The 19,404-nt window shown below is 43.5% G+C and carries 16 protein-coding genes; 11 read left to right on the top strand and 5 right to left on the bottom strand.

Features of this window, described 5'->3' with window-relative positions; translation table 11 throughout:
- Nucleotides 1-37: 37 nt before the first annotated feature.
- Nucleotides 38-472 carry a thiol-disulfide oxidoreductase DCC family protein gene (locus tag B050_RS0113775; protein WP_018474521.1) on the bottom strand — a complete coding sequence of 145 codons (435 nt, stop codon included), beginning with the start codon at nt 470-472 and terminating at the stop codon, nt 38-40.
- On the bottom strand, nt 469-3,255 hold the full coding sequence (locus tag B050_RS0113770) for a T9SS C-terminal target domain-containing protein (protein ID WP_018474520.1): 2,787 nt from the start codon (nt 3,253-3,255) through the stop codon (nt 469-471). Before B050_RS0113770 ends, B050_RS0113775 begins: the two co-directional genes overlap by 4 nt.
- A 366-nt stretch (nt 3,256-3,621) precedes the next feature.
- Between B050_RS0113770 and B050_RS0113760 the strand changes: the two genes are divergently transcribed.
- From B050_RS0113760 to B050_RS0113710, 11 genes are all read left to right on the top strand, one after another.
- Complete coding sequence (locus B050_RS0113760; protein WP_018474518.1) at nt 3,622-4,308, top strand: succinate dehydrogenase cytochrome b subunit; 687 nt, start codon at nt 3,622-3,624, stop codon at nt 4,306-4,308.
- Between the two features lie 12 nt (nt 4,309-4,320).
- A complete protein-coding gene (locus tag B050_RS0113755; protein ID WP_018474517.1) occupies nt 4,321-6,255 on the top strand; it encodes a fumarate reductase/succinate dehydrogenase flavoprotein subunit in 1,935 nt (644 codons plus the stop codon).
- Between the two features lie 30 nt (nt 6,256-6,285).
- On the top strand, nt 6,286-7,035 hold the full coding sequence (locus tag B050_RS0113750) for a succinate dehydrogenase/fumarate reductase iron-sulfur subunit (protein ID WP_026235890.1): 750 nt from the start codon (nt 6,286-6,288) through the stop codon (nt 7,033-7,035).
- 377 nt (nt 7,036-7,412) lie between these two features.
- Nucleotides 7,413-8,828 carry a sodium:solute symporter family protein gene (locus B050_RS0113745; RefSeq protein WP_018474515.1) on the top strand — a complete coding sequence of 472 codons (1,416 nt, stop codon included), beginning with the start codon at nt 7,413-7,415 and terminating at the stop codon, nt 8,826-8,828.
- A gap of 20 nt (nt 8,829-8,848) precedes the next feature.
- Entirely contained in the window at nt 8,849-9,286 is a 438-nt protein-coding gene (locus tag B050_RS0113740) for a GNAT family N-acetyltransferase (protein WP_018474514.1), read from the top strand.
- 116 nt (nt 9,287-9,402) lie between these two features.
- Nucleotides 9,403-10,473 carry an alanine racemase gene (locus B050_RS0113735; RefSeq protein WP_018474513.1) on the top strand — a complete coding sequence of 357 codons (1,071 nt, stop codon included), beginning with the start codon at nt 9,403-9,405 and terminating at the stop codon, nt 10,471-10,473.
- A gap of 117 nt (nt 10,474-10,590) precedes the next feature.
- Nucleotides 10,591-11,196, top strand: a complete 606-nt coding sequence (locus B050_RS0113730) for a porin family protein (RefSeq protein WP_026235889.1) — start codon at nt 10,591-10,593, stop codon at nt 11,194-11,196.
- A gap of 184 nt (nt 11,197-11,380) precedes the next feature.
- Nucleotides 11,381-11,929, top strand: coding sequence for a porin family protein (locus B050_RS0113725; RefSeq protein WP_018474511.1), 549 nt, complete (start codon nt 11,381-11,383; stop codon nt 11,927-11,929).
- 93 nt (nt 11,930-12,022) lie between these two features.
- Nucleotides 12,023-13,096 (top strand): Gfo/Idh/MocA family protein, encoded by a 1,074-nt coding sequence (locus tag B050_RS0113720; protein WP_018474510.1) that lies wholly within the window; start codon nt 12,023-12,025, stop codon nt 13,094-13,096.
- A gap of 416 nt (nt 13,097-13,512) precedes the next feature.
- Nucleotides 13,513-13,743, top strand: a complete 231-nt coding sequence (locus tag B050_RS0113715) for a hypothetical protein (protein ID WP_157492789.1) — start codon at nt 13,513-13,515, stop codon at nt 13,741-13,743.
- On the top strand, nt 13,740-14,948 hold the full coding sequence (locus tag B050_RS0113710) for a hypothetical protein (protein ID WP_018474508.1): 1,209 nt from the start codon (nt 13,740-13,742) through the stop codon (nt 14,946-14,948). Before B050_RS0113715 ends, B050_RS0113710 begins: the two co-directional genes overlap by 4 nt.
- Before the next feature lie 488 nt (nt 14,949-15,436).
- Here B050_RS0113710 and B050_RS0113695 read toward each other — a convergent pair whose 3' ends face one another.
- The 3 genes from B050_RS0113695 to B050_RS0113685 form a co-directional block, all read right to left on the bottom strand.
- Nucleotides 15,437-16,324 (bottom strand): carbohydrate kinase family protein, encoded by an 888-nt coding sequence (locus tag B050_RS0113695; protein WP_018474505.1) that lies wholly within the window; start codon nt 16,322-16,324, stop codon nt 15,437-15,439.
- Nucleotides 16,325-16,487: 163 nt separating this feature from the next.
- Entirely contained in the window at nt 16,488-17,831 is a 1,344-nt protein-coding gene (locus tag B050_RS0113690) for a sugar porter family MFS transporter (protein ID WP_018474504.1), read from the bottom strand.
- Between the two features lie 73 nt (nt 17,832-17,904).
- Nucleotides 17,905-19,404 (bottom strand): glycoside hydrolase family 32 protein, encoded by a 1,500-nt coding sequence (locus B050_RS0113685; protein WP_018474503.1) that lies wholly within the window; start codon nt 19,402-19,404, stop codon nt 17,905-17,907.

Here is a 19,404-nt window from a genome sequence, read left to right as displayed (position 1 = left end):
CGGAAGAGCTAATAATAATTGCCAAAGGCTCAATATATTAGGCTTTTTCCAAATCCTCTAATTTTAGGAATTTCATTTTGTCCTCTTCAGTAGGAAACCTACAGGTTTCTTTTTTTCCAAACCATTTATAGCGATTTCGGGCTATATAGTCATAAACAGGATCTCTGATGAATGCGGGTACAATAATGAAACCATACAAAAGGGGCCAGAGCCCCTTAAGTTTTTTAGTGATTTCCAGAGCCGCTCTGCTCTTATAATATACCTTATCCTCTCTCAACAGTACCAAAGAATCCAGGTAATCCTCATTTAAATTTCTCCCTCTAAGCAGACGTTTGCCTGGTTTATCTTGCAGGGAGGCTATTTTGAAATGATTTTCCGGATCTCTCTGGATCACGAAATCTACGGCTTGATTGCATAGATTACAGACTCCATCGAAAAGTACGATATCGTATTGCTCAGTTATATTACTCATTTGATAATTTGAATGTGTCCTTTAAGCTCCTGGCGCTGGAGACTTACCTCATTGGCATCGAATAATACGGTGGCATTGTAGAAGTAAGTTCCAGCAGGAAGCTCATTACCATTTTGGTCGGTACCATTCCAACGAATATAAATGTCTTTTTCGTTTGAGGAACTGCTATTATATTCAAAAACCTGGACGCCCCAGCGATTGAAGATCTTAATTTCCACCGCTTCCACGAATCGAGGGCATCTAGAGAAAGGGTTGTCAAAAGCCATGAAGGTGTCGTTGGTACCATCAGCATTTGGAGTGAAGGCGTTTGGCAGCTCGTAGTTCGGGCAGTTGTCCACGCATACGATATTGCTCGGGGCACTTTCATTCCCAGATCGATCCACGGCGGTGATATAGTAGCATCCTTTAAAATCATCCAATTCTGAAAGTGTGGCTGTTCTATCGAGAGAGCTTACCGTGCGGGTCAGCTCAAAAGTACCTTCCTCACCGGTGAGGCTAAAGTAAATGCGGAATGCACCTAGCTCATCATCACAGGTGGCGGTGAAGTCCGGCTCCCAGCTTAGGTTATGGAAGTAGCTAGAAAAGCTACATTCTTCATTTGCCAGCAGTTCTGCACAGTCTGGCCCTTCGTAGGTGAGCACTGGGGGACATGGCAGGGTATTATCATCTGGTCGGGCACATATGATTTGAGACTTATTGACCAGTGGATATTCTATCATAGGGACATTATAGGCTCCTTTGGTGATGATATAATAGCAATATTCGGTATCCTTGCTCAGTGGGACTCCATTATGACTACCATCATCTAAGAAAATGAAGCCTGAGCTGCTGACATTTACCTCTGCAATTAGGGTAAAGACGTCTTCATCAGTGGCATTGGCATCGGTTCGATTTCTATAGACCTCATGGGTATATTCAGCAATGCGATTGTTCCAAGGAACATTAAATTCCCACTTAAGTTCTATGGCCTCATTGATGATGGTGGGCTGCACCCATACAGAGGAAGCCACACTGGAAGTGTCTATCGCTTGTCCACCATCGAATAGGACGACTTTATAACTGTAAACATGGTCTGCGGTATTCAAGCCAGTATCGGTGAATAAGGTATCACTTGTGGTGGTCACCAATTCTAGATTGGAGTTGCCCATAAAGCCCTGTGATCTCAACAGTTGGTATTCATAAGGGCCAGGGTATTGCTGTGTATCAATATCGTAAGGAGGAGTCCATTTTACATCGATTTCGCCAGTGACCGCATCAGTATTTTCCACGCTCACATTGGTGATGATGGGAACATCTACATCGATGGTGATACAGAATTCTTCAGAAACTTTACTTTCGCCACCTCGTGGCTGAGGATAGCTGGCCACAAGACGATAGCAGTAGGTATTTCCTGGAGCTAGCCCGGTGCCATTATTATTATCTTCAAATTCAAAAGTACTCATATTAGTAGTGCCTATGAGCTCATAGCCGTCACGTATACCCGTCTCGCAAGAGTCCGGAGTATAAGGATTGCTATTGACACTTCTCCAGATTTCCATGATCTCTGCGCTATTGGCACAGGAATAGGGATCCCAACTTAGATCCGCCGATCGCCCTTCACTCTGCACCACATCCTGTATGATTGGGGCGGGGCCGATTACCTGGATATTCCAAGTCTTGATGTCCACCAGGGCAGGGCCTGAGTCAGGATCATCAGTGATACGCACTCTCACCTGATAGTCGCGGGCTCTGACATGGTTGCAGATCGTCTGCCAGTCAAAGTTGATGATGCCTGGAGAGGCCTGATAGGTGGCCAGCGGGCTGTAGGTAGCAGGAGAGGAGGAAATCTCAATAGGATCTCCGAAGACTTCAATTTTTATATCATCCCCATCCGGGTCAAAGCCTTGGATAATCTCGCTAATATCTGTGCCTGCGATGACACATAAGTCTGGTGGAAGTATGAGCTCGGGGCGCTGATTATCGGAGTTTTCGATGATGATCTGCATATCCCGGACCACATAGCCTATCTTCATATACTCCCCGTTGACCTTTCGCCATTCTTCTATATGAAAAGCTACGTTATATTGGCCGGCTATGCCTGGTGCATCCCAGACCAGATCTCCCGTAAGGGGATCCATGGTGATGAAGGGATTGGGAGAGCCATCTTCCCTATTGAAGCTAAATTCGCTGCTGGCAGGACTTCGGTAGTTGCTTACGGGCGTTTTGAAATCCTGAAGTGGCACCACATCCTTAAATCGATAAGCGAGGCTATCTCCATCCGGATCGTAAGCTCCCGGATTATGAATGTATCGTGTGTTGATCTGCCCATTGTCCACCGGGGGGATGGTGAGGATAGGGGAGTTATTGATGCCTACGAAGGGATCAATTGTGATCATGGTTTCGATATAGAAGGGGGTTTCCACCGAATTGTCCATGTTTAGGGTAAGGTCATTTCGGTTAAATTCCTGAAACCTTATCGTGTATTGGCCAGGCCCTTGATAAGTATGGGTAATCACGAAAATGTTTTTTTCAATCTGATTTCCCAGCGACTCGACTCTACTAAAGTCACTTTCAGTATTGAGGTTTTCTACTACCCGACCATCACCAAAGGCGATTTTTCCCGGGCCAAAGACCACGGAGGAACGTGTATCGGTGTAGCCCACCACCACGATCCTATAAGTCAGCGAGGTGGTAGATATTCTTTCTGCAATAATCTCACCGGCCCGAATATGGGTCGCCATCAATTCATGGAATCCTGCGAGGGTCAATAAAACAGCTGTGAGTAGTAAAGCTTTTATTCTCATATTAAGTATGCTTATGGCTTTTGCCTGGTCCCAAAACCAAATTGGAGGCAGTTTACTTAAAAATTTCACGTGTATATACGTAAATGTGAATCTACGTAAACAAGTTTATTTCACTTCATTTTACATTTATATACGGATTAAAGTTAATGAAGTGAACCTATTTATTGAAATCCAAACGGAAAATAAAGCACTCAGGGGCAAAAAAGTTTCAAAAAGGCAGTAGAAAGTGGTTTTAATAATTATTTAGAACGTTTTAAAATAAGTTGATTAGTCCCAAAGCCCATTGTTTGATAACCTTCCTGCCTTTAACTTTGTTAGACTAGTGAACTATAATAAACCATCTACATTAAATAAAGAAAGAAATTTATGAGTTGGGTAACCAAAACCTTTTCTAGCACTTTGGGACGAAAGTTGCTAATGGCCCTTACGGGATTATTCCTGATTATATTTCTGATAGGACATGTGTCTGGAAATATGCTCCTTTTCAAGGGAGATGGAGGTCAGGCCTTCAATGAATACGCAGATTTTATGACAACCAACCAACTGGTAAAGGCCTTGTCTTATCTGACCTATATCTCGATTATTGCCCATGTGGTCTATGCGATCATACTATCAGTGGTAAACAAGAAAGCGAGACCTGTAGGATACGCAGAGGTGAAAGCCAGCAGCAATAGCTCTTGGAACTCTCGCAATATGGGCGTATTGGGTACCATCATTCTGATTTTTATCGTCGTTCACCTTCAGAATTTCTGGGCTCAGATGCACTGGGGATCCATTCCAATGGTGACCTATGAGAGTGGGGAATATAGAGATTTGTATGCAGTCGTAAACCTGGCTTTTTCTAATATTGGTTTGGTGATCTTGTATGTGGTAGCCATGGCTTTCCTAGGATTTCACCTCAATCACGGCTTTGCGAGTGCCTTCCAGACCTTGGGGCTTAATCACAAGAAATACACTCCTGCAATCAAGTTTATTGGAAGCGCATTTTCTATCCTTGTTCCGGCATTGTTTGCATCCATGCCGATTTACATCTATTTCTCATCCCTGAATTAATAATAAGCCAATATGATACTTGATTCTAAAATACCAGCAGGTTCATTAGCTGAAAAGTGGACAAAGCATAAATTCAATATGAAGTTGGTCAATCCGGCCAATAAGAGAAAATATGAGGTGATCGTCGTGGGTACTGGTTTGGCAGGCGCATCAGCAGCGGCCTCATTGGCAGAACTTGGCTATAATGTGAAAGCTTTTTGCTTCCAGGATAGCCCGCGTCGTGCTCACTCCATTGCCGCTCAAGGGGGGATCAATGCCGCCAAAAATTACCAAAATGATGGGGACTCCGTTTTCCGGTTGTTCTATGATACCATCAAAGGTGGAGATTATCGCTCCCGTGAAGCTAACGTTTACCGCCTTGCAGAAGTGTCTGTAAGCATCATCGACCAATGTGTGGCCCAAGGGGTGCCATTTGCCAGAGAATATGGAGGCCTATTGGCTAACCGGTCTTTTGGTGGCGCTCAGGTATCCAGAACGTTCTACGCCCGAGGCCAGACTGGACAGCAGTTGCTCCTCGGTGCATACTCTGCCCTGAGCCGTCAGGTAGCCAATGGTAAAGTAAAACTCTACCCAAGGACAGAAATGATGGACTTAGTGACCGTGGAGGGTAAGGCCCGAGGCATCGTGACCAGAAACCTCATCACCGGAGCCATCGAATCTCATAGTGCTCACGCGGTATTGCTGTGTACTGGTGGATATGGAAATGTCTTTTTCCTATCGACCAATGCCATGGGATCCAATGTGACAGCTGCATGGAGAGCGCATAAGAAAGGTGCTTTCTTTGCCAACCCTTGCTATACGCAGATTCACCCTACTTGTATCCCCGTTTCCGGAGATCATCAGTCCAAATTGACGCTGATGTCTGAATCCCTGAGAAATGATGGTCGTGTATGGGTGCCTAAAACTATAGAACTAGCCCAGAAACTCAGGAAAAGAGAGATTCTTCCTAGAGATATTAAGGATGAGGACAGAGATTATTACCTGGAAAGAAGGTATCCTTCCTTTGGTAACCTAGTGCCTCGTGATGTGGCTTCCCGTAATGCCAAATACGTATGTGACGAAGGTCGCGGTGTAAATGAAACTGGTGAAGCTGTATTCCTGGATTTCAGAGATGCGATCAGCAGAGATGGAGAAGACCTGATCAGCGCCAAATACGGTAACCTCTTCGATATGTACCAGCAGATCACTGGTGAGAATCCTTACCAAACCCCAATGAAAATTTACCCTGCGGTACATTATACCATGGGCGGACTTTGGGTAGATTACCACCTGATGACCAGTGTGCCAGGATTATATGCCCTTGGAGAAGCCAACTTCTCTGATCACGGCGCCAATAGACTTGGAGCCTCTGCATTGATGCAGGGTCTTGCTGATGGGTATTTTGTGATTCCTTACACCATCGGTAATTACCTCGCTGGTATGCCTTACGATAAATTACCTGTCGATCATGAAGCATTCAGAAGTGCTGAAAAGGCAGTGAAAGATAAAATTCAAAAATTACTTGGCATCAAAGGAAAGAAAACCATTGATGATTTCCACAAGCGCTTAGGCAAGATCATGTGGGAATATTGTGGTATGGCCCGTAATGCTGAAGGCTTGCAAAAAGCTATCGGCCTGATCCAGGAATTGAAGAAAGAGTTCTGGAAAGATGTGAAAGTTCTAGGGGATAATGAGGAGCTGAACTTATCGCTGGAAAAAGCGCATAGGGTAGCTGATTTCATTGAGCTTGGCGAACTAATGGTAAGAGATGCCTTGCACAGAAATGAATCGTGCGGTGGTCACTTTAGAGACGAGTATCAGACTGAAGAGGGTGAAGCCTTGAGGGATGATGAAAACTTTGCTTACGTAGCAGCATGGGAGCATAAAGGAAACGATGTTCCGGAAGAACTTAATAAGGAAATCCTTGAGTTCGAAAATGTGAAGTTGACTCAGCGTAGCTACAAGTAATTATTTCTAAATTTAAAACTCATAACTCGTATGAACTTAACACTTAAAGTTTGGAGACAAAAAAACAACGCTGACAAGGGTAGTTTTAATAATTATACATTGACGGGGATCTCTGAAGATATGTCTTTTCTGGAGATGCTCGATGTGCTGAATGAGGAGTTGTCCGAAAAAAATGAAGATCCTGTACACTTCGATCATGACTGTCGTGAAGGGATCTGTGGTATGTGCTCACTGTATATAAATGGTAAGCCTCACGGACCACAACAGACCACGACCTGCCAGCTTCATATGCGCTCATTTAAGGATGGAGATACCATTGTGATTGAGCCTTGGAGAGCATCTGCTTTCCCTGTGGTAAAAGATCTGGTGGTGGATAGAGGTGCTTTTGACCGTATCATCCAGGCTGGTGGCTATGTATCTGTGAACACAGGTGGCGTACCCGATGCCAACGAAATTCCTATTCCAAAGAGAATCGCTGATGAAGCCTTCGATGCAGCGACCTGCATAGGCTGCGGGGCTTGTGTAGCGGCCTGTAAGAATGCCTCTGCCATGCTATTTACCTCCGCTAAGATCTCTCAATTGGCTATGCTGCCGCAAGGGCAGGTGGAGCGAAAAGAAAGAGCCGAGCAGATGGTCGCTCAGATGGATGCAGAAGGATTTGGTGCATGTACCAATACCGGTGCCTGCTCTGCTGAATGCCCTAAAGGTATCAGCCTAACCAATATCGCCCGTATGAATAGAGAATACTTCTCGGCTGTTGCCAGTAGTGAAAATGTATAAGATACCTTCATATATCTAATAAAAAGAGCCGGTTGATCCGGCTCTTTTTTTTTGTCTTAATTTTTCGAATAATAATTCCCTTTAAAAATCGAATTCATCCAGCTCCTTCTCACCTTTAATTCATAGGTTTTTATTAGGCTATTATTGGCTGGGTAAGGGACTATTCTTACGATTTATGAGGTGGGTTTTTCGCAGCTATTAACTGGGGAGCGATGCATCCATTTTTCCTGACGAGGTAAAATGTCCTGTCTTAAAATAAGTTGACATATGGTTATACTGTGAATATTAAGGTTTTTGGGTGTTTTATTAGGATGATATCATCGGAATTATAACTTAAGCTTTTTAGAAATCAGTGTATAAAATAATAAAAAGGGTAAATGGAAGTAATTGACCTCATCATCTTTATTGTATATATGTTAGTCATGCTGGGCGTGGGAGTATATTTCATGAAGAATAATAAGGGCCAGGATGATTATTATGTAGGAGGCAGAAGTATGGGGCCATGGCATATAGGACTGTCGGTGGTGGCCACGGATGTGGGAGGAGGGTTTTCTATAGGCTTAGGAGGCTTAGGCTTTGCTATGGGCCTTTCGGGGAGCTGGATGCTATTTACAGGCCTTATTGGTGCCTGGTTGGCAGCGGTATTCTTGATTCCTGCGGTGAAATCAAACCCTGCCTTTAGTAAATTCTATACCTTTCCACAGATTTTCGAATACCTTTTTGACAGGAGGGTGGCCTTTGTGGCTGGGATAATATGTTTTGTGGGCTATATTGGATTCACATCCTCTCAGCTCCTGGCGGGTGCCAAGCTGGCTTCAGGGACTTTTGAGGGCTTAAGCTTGAATACGGCATTAATGATCATGGGAGCCATCGCGGTCATCTATACAGTGATGGGTGGGCTGAAGGCGGTAATCTATACTGATACCATTCAGTGGATTATTCTTTTGGCTGGCTTTATCTTTATTGGCTTGCCCATATCCTACTACCACGTAGGAGGTTGGGAGGCAATCCAGCAGACCTTACCAGCAGAGTATTTTAGTCTTTCTAATATCCGATGGCAAGACCTTGCCAATTGGGGGATTACGATTTTGCCTATTTGGTTTGTAGGGATGACCTTATATCAGCGGATTTTTGCAAGCAGGGATGTGAAGACCGCACGCAAAGCCTGGTTTATCGCTGGGCTTTTTGAGTGGCCTATCATGGCTTTTATGGGCGTAGCTTTGGGCTTATTGGCCAAGGTAGCTTTTGAGCAGGGTATGATCGTGGGAGATCAGGCCAGCCTGGACCCCGAGATGGGACTTCCTATTTTATTGCGACATGTATTGCCTGCTGGTATTATGGGGCTGATGATGTCTGCCTACTTTTCGGCAGTGCTTTCTACAGCCGATTCCTGCCTGATGGCTGCCTCAGGAAACCTTACCACGGACCTATTAGGGAAGTGGCTTAGAAACAAGTCTGAGGATGCTGGAATAAGGGTAAGTCAGATCAGTACTTTGGTGATCGGTGCGGTGGCATTGGTGATAGCTTTACAGATGACCAATGTCCTGGAGCTAATGCTTTATTCTTATGCTTTTATGGTATCAGGACTGCTGATTCCTATTCTCGCAGGATTGTTTTGGAAGAAGAAAAATCCCTCTGCGGCTCTTGCTTCTATGCTGGTTGGGGGAGGAGTGACCGCAGGTTTGGCGATTGCCAAGGTACCTTTGCCATTGGAGCTGGATGCTAATTTATTTGGATTGCTGGCCTCTTTAGCAGTGTTTTTGCTTGTGGATAGGTTGAAAATTACATTTTAAAATATAATAAATAGAGATTAATGGAAATTCAAACACTATCTACCATAGATAATGCTACCTTCCTACAGAAGAAGGAAGTCGCAGACTTTTTATTTCACCATTTAGATGAGTTTGGTGATCCGCATGAGGATATCATGAAGTGCCTGGATTATGCCTTGGACCAGTCCATTGACAAAGGGGGATTTGTGGTGCTGGCCCGTGATAAAGGCCAGATCGTGGGGGCGACCATCCTAAATAAAACAGGAATGTCAGGATACATTCCCGAAAATATACTGGTCTATATCGCCGTGGATGCCTCATGCAGAGGGATGGGAATAGGTAAGAAGCTAATGGCTACGGCCATAAATATGACTACAGGTGATATTGCCCTGCACGTGGAGCCGGATAATCCTGCCAAAAAGCTGTATGAAAAACTCGGCTTTACCAACAAATACTTGGAAATGAGACTGAAAAAATAATGCTCTATATTGTGGGGGAATAAAATACGACCAAGAACTTTTTATTGTTTTTTAAGTTTAATAAAGGTGCCAACTGGTATTTTAATAGGTTTTACGAGTAAGGAGGTAAATAAATAATGGCTTTTTTAAATTTACATAAAGGTAATCTAAAGCAGAATTTTGAGTTTTTGAAGGATAAGTTCAATGCCCATGGAGTGGCTTGGGGAGTAGTATCTAAGTTGCTATGTGGCACCGAAATTTACATTCAGGAATTACTAAACCTGGGAGTGGATGAAATCCATGATTCACGAATTAGTAACCTTGCTAAGGTAAAGGAAATCAATGCTGAGGTGAAAACGGTCTATATAAAACCACCTTCTAAGCGGAATTTGGCTGATGTGGTGAGGTATGCCGATGTAAGCCTTAATAGTGAGCTGACCACGATCCGCTGGATAAGCGAGGAGGCAGTCCGCCAGGAAAGAAAGCATCAGATCATCATTATGGTCGAAACAGGCGACCTTCGGGAAGGCGTCATGGGCGATGATTTAGTGGGTTTCTATGAAAAAATATTCCACTTACCCAATGTGGAGGTCATCGGGCTAGGCACCAACCTTAATTGTCTCAATGGCGTAATGCCTTCTACCGATAAGCTGGTGCAGCTATCGCTTTATAAGCAAATAATAGAACTTAAGTTTAATAAAGACATCCCTTGGGTTTCAGCAGGCACTTCGGTGACCATTCCGCTGATGCTCAATCATCAATTGCCGAAAGGGGTAAATCATTTCCGCGTCGGGGAGACCTTATATTTTGGAGCGGATTTATTTGATGATAGTACCATTTCCGGGATGAGCGATGAGGTCTTTGAGCTCTGTGCTGAGATCATAGAAATGCAGGAAAAGCCACTGCTGCCCACCGGTACTTTGGCGGCAAATCCGCAAGGGGAGATCACCCAGATCGATGAATCCCTATATGGGCAATCCTCTTTCCGGGCCATTCTGGACCTTGGTTTGCTGGATGTGGATCCCAAATACCTGCTTTATGATAAGGAGGAGTTTGAGATATTAGGGGCTAGTTCTGATATGCTGATCCTGGACTTGGGGCGAAATCCTAAGAAGTATGAGGTGGGGGGATTGGTTAAGTTCAAATTGAAGTATATGGGTGCTTTAGCGATATTAAATTCCTATTATATAGAGAAGAAAATTATTTGACTGATACTGAAATTATTAGCTCAAAATATAAGGGGGAGAAAGTAATTTCTCCCTTTTTTTATGGAGTTTTTGGCATGGAATTGGCGTATGAGTGGCCAAACCAACTATATAAATACCATGAAAAAAGTAATTTTTGCAATTTTCGCATTCTCCCTAATTGCATGGGACGCCAGCGCTCAGAGACGAATGGATGCCAGTGATCAGAAGAGTACCTTTGGTATTCGAGGTGGCGCAAACTTCTTTAACTGGGGCGGTGATGATGGCTCCAATAACGACTATACCAATCGGGCTGGCTTCCACGCCGGTGTGTATGGTAATATGTTCGTGACGGACCGCTTATCCATTGAGCCAGGGGTGTATTATTCTCAGAAAGGTACAGAAGCAGATAATATTGCAGAATCTCGTACCATTTTGGAATATGTGGATGTACCCATCTTACTGAGATTCTACGCTACTGATGGCTTTAATATTTTTGCAGGACCTCAAGGTTCCATCCTGACCAAGGCAGAATTGGAAGGCGATGCTTTTGGCACCACCTTCGGATTCGAAAGAGATGATATCAATGACTTGGATGCAGGATTGGTTTTCGGGGTAGGCTATAACTTGCCAGTGGGCATAAATGTCCAGGGTAGTTATGACCTGGGCCTCACGCCAGTATTCAAGGACTCGGATGCGGAAGTGTATAATAGAGGCTTTAAAGTTTCTCTAGGTTATAGCTTCTAAGCAGCCCAAAAAGTGCTAAAGGGATCTTCATTAAATTGAAGTTCCCTTTTTTTTATTCATTAAACAGGTAATATTTACATGAAATCTAATGAATAATACCACAAAATTTCAATTCGTACGTTATAGGAATTATTATTTGAAAGTTTTTCTATAGAAGTTTAATTTACTGTAAACCAATTATTTCATGAAAAAAAGTATTTTAATTGTCTTGTTTTTGATGCTTAGTGCGGGTTTCTATGCTAATGCACAAACTGGAATCCGGGCAGGGTGGAATTACCCTGAATTATCAGGAATTTCCTCGGATGGTAACTCTGGTTTTCATGCAGGGATTTATCACAAAATTAATTTTTTGGGCCTTATCGCTTTAGAGCCGGGAATTCAATATTCCCAGAAGGGCGGCAAAATTGATGATGGTACTACTGTGGGGACCGAGCGATTAAATTATATCGATGTGCCTATCCTGGCTCGCTTTGGGTTTTTGCCTATTATTAATGTGTTTGCTGGTCCGCAGGCCTCTGTATTAGTAGCGCGGAGTTATAAGGGAACCACTGATATTACCTCTCTGGATGGCCTTACCAAGTTTGATATTGGCGGAGTCGTGGGGGTAGGGATTAACTTGCCTTTAGGATTTAATATTCAAGGCTCCTATGATTTTGGCTTTGTCGATCTGAATTATAATGAGGTTGACTCCAAAAACAGCGTATTTAAGGTGTCTCTAGGCAAGGATTTTTAATCATATATGAAAATTTTATAAATACAGCCTGTTCGTAAATTCGGATGGGCTGTTTTTTTTGTATCTTAATTTTGACTCAAAATACACCAAACCATGCAAAGAAGACAATTTATTCAAAGTAGTGCTCTGGCCACGGCAGCATTAGGATTCCCCTCGATAAGCTTTGGCAAAAAGAAGGACAAGCTCGGCGTCGCCCTCGTGGGGCTAGGCGGGTACAGCACGGGCCAGCTGGCTCCGGCATTGCAGATGACCTCCAACTGCTATCTCGCTGGGATCGTGACGGGCACCCCTTCTAAGGCCAGTACCTGGCAGGAGAAATACAATATCCCTGATAAGAATATCTATAACTATGAGAACTTTGATTCTATAGCTGATAATCCCGATATCGATGTGATTTATGTGGTCCTGCCCAATAGTATGCATACCGAATTTGCGATTAAGGCCGCCAATGCCGGAAAGCATGTATGGTGCGAAAAGCCACTTGCCAAAACCGTCAAAGAATGTGAACAAATAATCGATGCCTGCAAAAAGAACAAGGTAAAACTCTCCGTAGGCTATAGAATGCAGCATGAACCCAATACGCAAAAGTTAAGGGAATATGTAAACAAGCAGACTTTTGGCCAGCTTTTGATGCTGGAAGCAGTGGCGGGATTTAGGATGAACAGCACGGGAATCTGGCGTCTGGATAAAGAAATGGGCGGTGGTGCTATGTATGATATGGGAGTTTACCCTCTCAATGCTGTCCGTTACCTGACAGGGAGGGAGCCGCTGTCTGTGATGGCCTATGAGAGTGGCACCAGGCCAGATAAATTTAACGAGGTGGATGAAACTATGAATTTCATCCTAGAGTTTCCAGAGGGATTGATGGCCAATTGCGCCACTAGCTTCGGGATGAACATGGGCCGTCTGACCGCAACCTGCGCCAATGGTAATTTCCGGCTGGAGCCTTTCCAGTCTTATACCGGCATTAAGGGTTCCGCGAGTGACGGGACGATATTTACCAATCAAGTGAAGAGCCAGCAAGCCGTCCAGATGGATGATGATGCTTTAGCCATTATGAATGATACGCCTGTGATGGTGCCCGGAGAGGAAGGCCTGAAGGATATCAAGGTGGTGGAAGCTGTCTTCAAATCAGCGAAGGAAGGGCAAAGGGTTCCGATCTCTTAATCATTTGCTGAGGTATTTATGAGGTAATTAATTTAAATACCCGGCCTGATGAAATATAGTATAGGTCTAGATCTTTTTGGAGCGAAAAGTTATAATCTTTAATTAAATATTTGTTTAAGATTCGCTTTATATAATGAATAAGGTCTATGCAGCGACCATTGAATCCAGCGAAAATAGACATTTGCTGATTGGATTGCTTACCGGCCTCCCTTAATAGAGGAGGCCGGGTTTGGCGACCAAAGCTATGTCAACCTATTTTTCTTCCTATTTTCAGTGATAATATGCCGTTTATTTGCGTTTTTGGCGCGATGATCAATTTTTATTTTTTTAATTCCTTTGAATTTATCTATTTATCATATTTTTTTTCATTAATTTATTTGACTTTTATTTTTAGTTAAAACCAAAGACCAATGAAAATGGAAAAGATTAAATGGATCCCCAAATTGCTGATGCTTATAAGTATAATGAATCTGAGCACAGGAATGTTTCTGAGTTTTGAGGCAAAGGCCTGTGGTGGGATGTTATATGCGTGTGGAGCGGATGAGGCCATTGAGATGATCGATCAGTTTCATGAAAACTGCAATGAAGGAAGCAATATGGAAATAGAGGATGTATGTGAGAATGATCATTATTGGACGGGCAAATGAGCAGATCCGAGAGGGAGCCTATGAAGAGTGCAGACTGTCAGCAGATGTTTATGCGGATGCCAGTACTCTACCTGCTGATAGTGGGCTTATTGATGCTTGGAGCCTGCACTAAAAATAGCGCTGAGCACTCAACCAATTTAGCATTTGTCGAAGGCAGATCTGAAATCACTTATTTGGATTATACCATTTCAACGAAATGCCCTTCGCCTACCATTAATTCCGTAGGGGATAAAACGTATATGGTGTTTCTGGGTGGTGAAAGCAGCATTGTGGTGAATGATTTGGAGAAGATGACCTGCGATCGTGTCATTAATCTTTCTTTGGGCGACAGCCCGGATCAGCTGCAGCATAAACCAAGCAGGGCCTATATGCTTGACGCCAACCACTATGTGGTGGAAAGCCTGTATGACTATTATGTGGTGGATAGCACGGGGAAGGTGAAGCAAGTCATCGATATTTATGATTTATTGCGTAAGGGCTTACAGAAGGCAGGGCTCTCAGAAATCGCTATAGAGAAAATGGGAATTTGGAGTAGAAATGGGGTCATGAATCATCCTGTGAAAGGGGAGATTTTTTTAAATATAGTAAGACCTTTTATTCCTGGTATGACCGGATATCCCGATTTTCCACAATTTGCAAAACTGTCGATTGACAGTGATTTTAATGCAGATTTGGAAATACTTCCCCTGTACTTTCCAGCAGAGTTCAGCATCGAAAAGGGAAAATCCTACAAAAATGATGAAAACCCAGGGTATTCCTGCAGCGGAGATTGGCTAGTGTATAATTATCCTTTTTCATCGCTAGTTTTCTTCTATAATACCAAAACCGGGGAGCAGAAGCAACTTGCAGCAAATACCAGTCATGGAAGCAATCATATGGCAGCGGTGGAGAATACAAACCGTGGAGGATTGAAGAAGAGTACTTCTTTTTCTGAAGCATTATATGATGAGCAAAGGGGAAAGCTTTACGTTTCTCCGGTGATAAATGTCCGGGATGAAGCAGGTAAGGTGACCGATAATACCAGCCAATACCTGATCGCCTATGATATGGTAAGTGAGGAAAAAACAGAAATCCATGTCGGTAAAAGGTCCGAACGAAGGCTGCACAATAATTTTCTATATCGTCATAGCGTTTATATGACTCCCTATTATCCTTTTTCGGATGAAAAGCTGGATCTGGTGGAATTTACACTGATGAAAGAATGAACGCCAAATGTCATGACTGAGATGGTAATTTCCATTGCCGAAATAGAGCTGGCCATACTAGATGAGGGGAAGGTTTTGATCAGAAATCAATATGAAATAGCCTTCAGTCTGGATTTATTATAGTTGACCATAGGTCAAAAACATGGTTTACTTAAGGTATTAGGGGGGAAGAAGGAAATTTTAGCAGGTATTTGCTAGCTTTTGACATGGCACCTAGAAGAAGGGTAGATGCACACATTGAGGTGGTGGGCTATACCTTGGCTGAGGGAGGATGGTGAACCTGGAATTAATAATGATCGATTAGAAATAAAATTTAGCTCTTTGGTGCTGGAAAATAGGCCCTGCAATAATGCAGGGCCTCGTATTAAAGAGAATGAGATGTGCCCCTAGAAATTCTAAATTGTTTTACAAATATATTTAAGGTTGGTTTGAACAAAATGAGAATAGTCTAGAATAATAGATGATAGGGATACCATCATTCTATATTTCTATAGCGATTTATCCATTGTCCGTTTTATATCCTTCATTTCATATATCGGAGTTCCCCCTTTTTGTGTGGCCACCAAAGCACCAAGGGCACAGGCAAAATCCAAGATTTCTTCAGGTTGTTTTCCTTGGAGGAATTGATAGATAAATCCGCTGAGAAAGGCATCACCTGATCCTACGGTGTCTTCCACCTTAATTTTATAACCGGGATGATGATGGATTTGCTTTCCGTCGTATATCATGGCGCCAGCAGATCCTTTGGTGAGACATATCATTTTGAGCTGAAATTTTTCTGCCAGCAGGGCAAAGGCGGCAGTGATTTCCTGCGGCAGCTGGTGGATTTGGCTTAGCAGGTCTAGTTCCTCCTCATTAATTTTGAGAATATCGGCCTTTGCAAGAAGCTGCTGCAGTATTTCTGGAGAATAGTGCGGAGCACGAAGGTTGATATCAAAGATTTTGAGACTAGAAGTAGCCAGAAGTTTTAGCAGGGTAGCACGACTTGTGGCATTACGAGCTGCTAGACTGCCATAAACCATGGCGTCTGCCTCATCCACTTTTTGTTGCTTTTCCTCATTCCACTCCATAAAATCCCAAGCCACAGGCTCCACAATTTCATAGCGGATATTTTCATTGTCGGAATTGTCCACCAGCACTCTGCTCGTGTCATGAATAGAGTCAGTTTCAATAAATCGGGTAGGGAGTGATTTACTATGGGCAAAAGCTACCAATTCCTTACCCAAGGTGTCATTCCCTACCTTGGAGATGAAGGTGGTGTCCAGTCCTAAATATTTTGTATGAACGGCCACGTTCATTGGCGCTCCACCAGGGATATTTTTGTCAGGGAAACAATCCCATAGTATTTCTCCGAAAATTACAATTTTATTCTTCATGCTTATTTCTATATCGGCAGGGNTTCATCAGTTTTTCATCACTAGTTTTTTCCCTTGATTATACTTTATTCAAAGACTAAGGATTTTGTTTTTCTTCAAAATTGGATCCAGGGATAAGGCCAGTCTATCACTTTGCTTAGGTAGAAAGAGATGCATTGGATCTTTATTTTTTATGAATCATCATATCTCGTTGAATTTCCTCCAGTGATCGCCCTTTGGTCTCCGGCATTTTTGTAATTACCCATAATAGCTGCAGTCCCATCATCAGGGCAAAAAAGCCAAATATGGAGGCTGCACCAAAAGTATTGGCGAAGAAAGGGAAGATATTGGCAATAATAGCCGCTAATATCCAGTGGGTAAAACTCCCCAGTGACTGGCCATATGCTCTAGTCTCGTTGGGGAAGACCTCTGAAATAAATACCCAGATTACACTTCCCTGACCCACCGCATGGGAGGCAATGAATAAAAAGACAAACCAAGGCACCAGAGAAGGGTCGATACCACCTCCCATAAACGAGCCTGCAATCAGGCATAAGGAAACGATATACCCAAAGGAGCCGATCAACATGAGTTTCTTCCTACCGATCTTATCAATAAAGTATAAGCCCAGCATGGTTGCGATCATATTGATCACCCCTATACCAATAGTGGATAATAGGGCGTTTTCGGCATTGATACCGGCCATCTCAAAGACTCTGGGAGCAAAGTAGATGATAGCATTGATACCCGAAAGCTGGTTGAATAGGGCAATCAATACGGCTAAACTAGTGATTTTGATATGACTTTTCTTGAATAAAGTACCAAAACCAACCTTAACTTTTTCGCGATTGCGCTCCTCAATGGCTAAGCGTATCGCTTCCTCCGCTCCTTCAGGGTCGGTAGAAGTAAGGATAAGCCTGGCTTCCTCCACCTGGTTTTGATGGGAGATGAGCCACCTTGGGCTTTTGGGAACCCTAAAGGTAAGGAAGGTATAAATCAATGCAGGAATGGCTTCCATTCCGAGCATCCACCTCCAACTTTCTTCCAGATCTGCGATGCCAATCAGGTAGTTGGAAAAATAGGCCATTAGAATACCAAAGACAATATTGAACTGGAATAGGGCTACTAGTCCACCACGGTTTTTGGCTGGGGCTATTTCACTGATATACATAGGCGCCACCACCGAAGAGGCACCTACACCAAGACCACCAATAAACCTGAAAATCATAAAGCTGACGATGTCTGGCGCCAATGCGGATCCCAAAGCAGATACAAAATATAATACCCCAATCCACAAAAGACTTATCTTCCTGCCGTATTTATCCGCAGGAATGCCGCCAAATAAAGCGCCAAGAACTGTTCCGTATAAGGCGATGGCCACGGCCATGCCATGGGTCCAATCGCTAAGCTGCCATTTTTCCTGAATAAATCGCTCCGCCCCAGAGATTACAGCGGTGTCAAATCCAAAAAGGAATCCTCCCAAGGCAGCCACGATAGACAAAAAGACTACGTACTTTTTACTTTTCATTATAGGTTTATTTTAAGGTCATTTTCTAAAACTAAACAGATCTTATGAATTATCCCCTTAGATGTTTTTAATATTATTTCCAGATGGACTGAAAATAGGCTATTTCTGCCTTTTGAACAAATCCCGTATGCTCCACGCTGTTGAAAGAACTCGAAGGAAAGAAGATCGTAGTCATGACCATCTCTCCATCATTAATGAATATTTCAATGGAGGAACGATCCAAATAGAGTGTCACTTCTTCAACTTTTAATCCCTCAAGTGGCGCATGCTGGATGGCCGAAAAGACCTCGCTAAAATCCACCTTCCCCGCCTTGGAGCGATCAATTTTTAATTGCTCCATGTCCATTGATATCAGCAGCGATTCGCCTTCCTTATTGGAAAGAACGATGGATTTATTTCCAGCATCGGAAGCTTTAAGTTTGATCTCGGCAAGCGGGTTTTCTAAGAGGATAGGGTTTTCGTTTGAGGTAGCATTCTGGGATAGGAGGTTTGAGATTTCCGCCACAGGCCGTGAGGCCAGATAATCCTCATCAGCGATCGAGATCAGCTCCAAACTTCTGGGAAGGGTCATGGCAGATCGCCATTCCGTAGTAGGGACGATATTGGCATATTGCCAGTTGCTCATCCAGCCTAAAAATAACCTTCTACCGTCATTTTCAGGAATATTGGACCAGGTGACCCCTGCATAATTATCTGTGCCATAGTCTATCCACTTTACTTTCTCTCCTTCCGCACTGAATTGTCCTCCATCAAAATCCCCAATGAAATATTGGGTGGCAGAGCCACCATTAGGCCCTCCAGGATTGATACTGACAAGCAGCACCCATTTTTCTTCTCCGCCTGTTGTTTTTAAAGTAAATAAATCAGGACATTCCCATACCCCGCCATAGGCTGCCCAGTCGGGCTGGAAGTCGCTCTCATGCTTCCAGTCGATCAGGTTTGGGGAAGAGTAAAAACTTATACGGTCCTTCACTGCCAGGGTCATAATCCATTTTCCATTCCCATCGGCATCTTCATACCAGCTTACTTTTGGATCTCTGAAATCAGGAATGCCGGGACTTTTTAGGACTGGGTTTTTATCATACTTGGTCCAAGAACGTCCCTTATCATTGCTGAAGGCTATGCCCTGACTCTGTGGATCCTCTTGATGATGATAGGTGTATATCGCTATCATAGGATCTATACCATTTGTGCCTAGACCGGAAGTATTGCCATGGTCAATTACCGCGCTACCAGAAAAAATATAGCCTAGGGAGTCCGGGTAAAGTGCGATAGGCAAATGCTCCCAATGGATCATATCCGTGGATATGGCGTGGCCCCAGTGCATGGGTCCCCAGACATTGCTATCTGGATAATGCTGGTAAAATAAATGGTATTCACCATCCAAATACACCATACCATTGGGGTCATTCATCCATTGCTCAGGTGGACTGAAGTGGTATTGGGGACGATGTGGCTCGTCAAATTCGTAGCTTATAGTTGATTCCTCCACCTGCTCTGAGGCCTTATCTTCACAGGAGGATAGGAGTATAGTGGCTATTAAGAGGAGTGTGGGATAGGTTATATTTTTCAT

The sequence above is a fragment of the Echinicola pacifica DSM 19836 genome, from assembly GCF_000373245.1.
In the GTDB taxonomy this organism is placed as follows: Bacteria; Bacteroidota; Bacteroidia; order Cytophagales; family Cyclobacteriaceae; genus Echinicola; species Echinicola pacifica.
The sequence above is the reverse complement of the archived record's forward strand: the minus strand, read 5'-3'. Positions and strand labels throughout refer to the sequence as shown.

What these genes read in the sequence shown, in the direction of transcription:
- B050_RS0113755 (WP_018474517.1), top strand. Translation starts at nt 4,321, where the DNA reads ATGATACTTGATTCTAAAATACCAGCAGGTTCATTAGCTGAAAAGTGG.
- B050_RS0113720 (WP_018474510.1), top strand. Translation starts at nt 12,023, where the DNA reads ATGCAAAGAAGACAATTTATTCAAAGTAGTGCTCTGGCCACGGCAGCA.
- B050_RS0113770 (WP_018474520.1), bottom strand. Translation starts at nt 3,255, where the DNA reads ATGAGAATAAAAGCTTTACTACTCACAGCTGTTTTATTGACCCTCGCA.
- B050_RS0113710 (WP_018474508.1), top strand. Translation starts at nt 13,740, where the DNA reads ATGAGCAGATCCGAGAGGGAGCCTATGAAGAGTGCAGACTGTCAGCAG.
- B050_RS0113740 (WP_018474514.1), top strand. Translation starts at nt 8,849, where the DNA reads ATGGAAATTCAAACACTATCTACCATAGATAATGCTACCTTCCTACAG.
- B050_RS0113745 (WP_018474515.1), top strand. Translation starts at nt 7,413, where the DNA reads ATGGAAGTAATTGACCTCATCATCTTTATTGTATATATGTTAGTCATG.
- B050_RS0113715 (WP_157492789.1), top strand. Translation starts at nt 13,513, where the DNA reads ATGGAAAAGATTAAATGGATCCCCAAATTGCTGATGCTTATAAGTATA.
- B050_RS0113775 (WP_018474521.1), bottom strand. Translation starts at nt 472, where the DNA reads ATGAGTAATATAACTGAGCAATACGATATCGTACTTTTCGATGGAGTC.
- B050_RS0113690 (WP_018474504.1), bottom strand. Translation starts at nt 17,831, where the DNA reads ATGAAAAGTAAAAAGTACGTAGTCTTTTTGTCTATCGTGGCTGCCTTG.
- B050_RS0113730 (WP_026235889.1), top strand. Translation starts at nt 10,591, where the DNA reads ATGAAAAAAGTAATTTTTGCAATTTTCGCATTCTCCCTAATTGCATGG.
- B050_RS0113750 (WP_026235890.1), top strand. Translation starts at nt 6,286, where the DNA reads ATGAACTTAACACTTAAAGTTTGGAGACAAAAAAACAACGCTGACAAG.
- B050_RS0113685 (WP_018474503.1), bottom strand. Translation starts at nt 19,404, where the DNA reads ATGAAAAATATAACCTATCCCACACTCCTCTTAATAGCCACTATACTC.
- B050_RS0113760 (WP_018474518.1), top strand. Translation starts at nt 3,622, where the DNA reads ATGAGTTGGGTAACCAAAACCTTTTCTAGCACTTTGGGACGAAAGTTG.
- B050_RS0113735 (WP_018474513.1), top strand. Translation starts at nt 9,403, where the DNA reads ATGGCTTTTTTAAATTTACATAAAGGTAATCTAAAGCAGAATTTTGAG.
- B050_RS0113725 (WP_018474511.1), top strand. Translation starts at nt 11,381, where the DNA reads ATGAAAAAAAGTATTTTAATTGTCTTGTTTTTGATGCTTAGTGCGGGT.
- B050_RS0113695 (WP_018474505.1), bottom strand. Translation starts at nt 16,324, where the DNA reads ATGAAGAATAAAATTGTAATTTTCGGAGAAATACTATGGGATTGTTTC.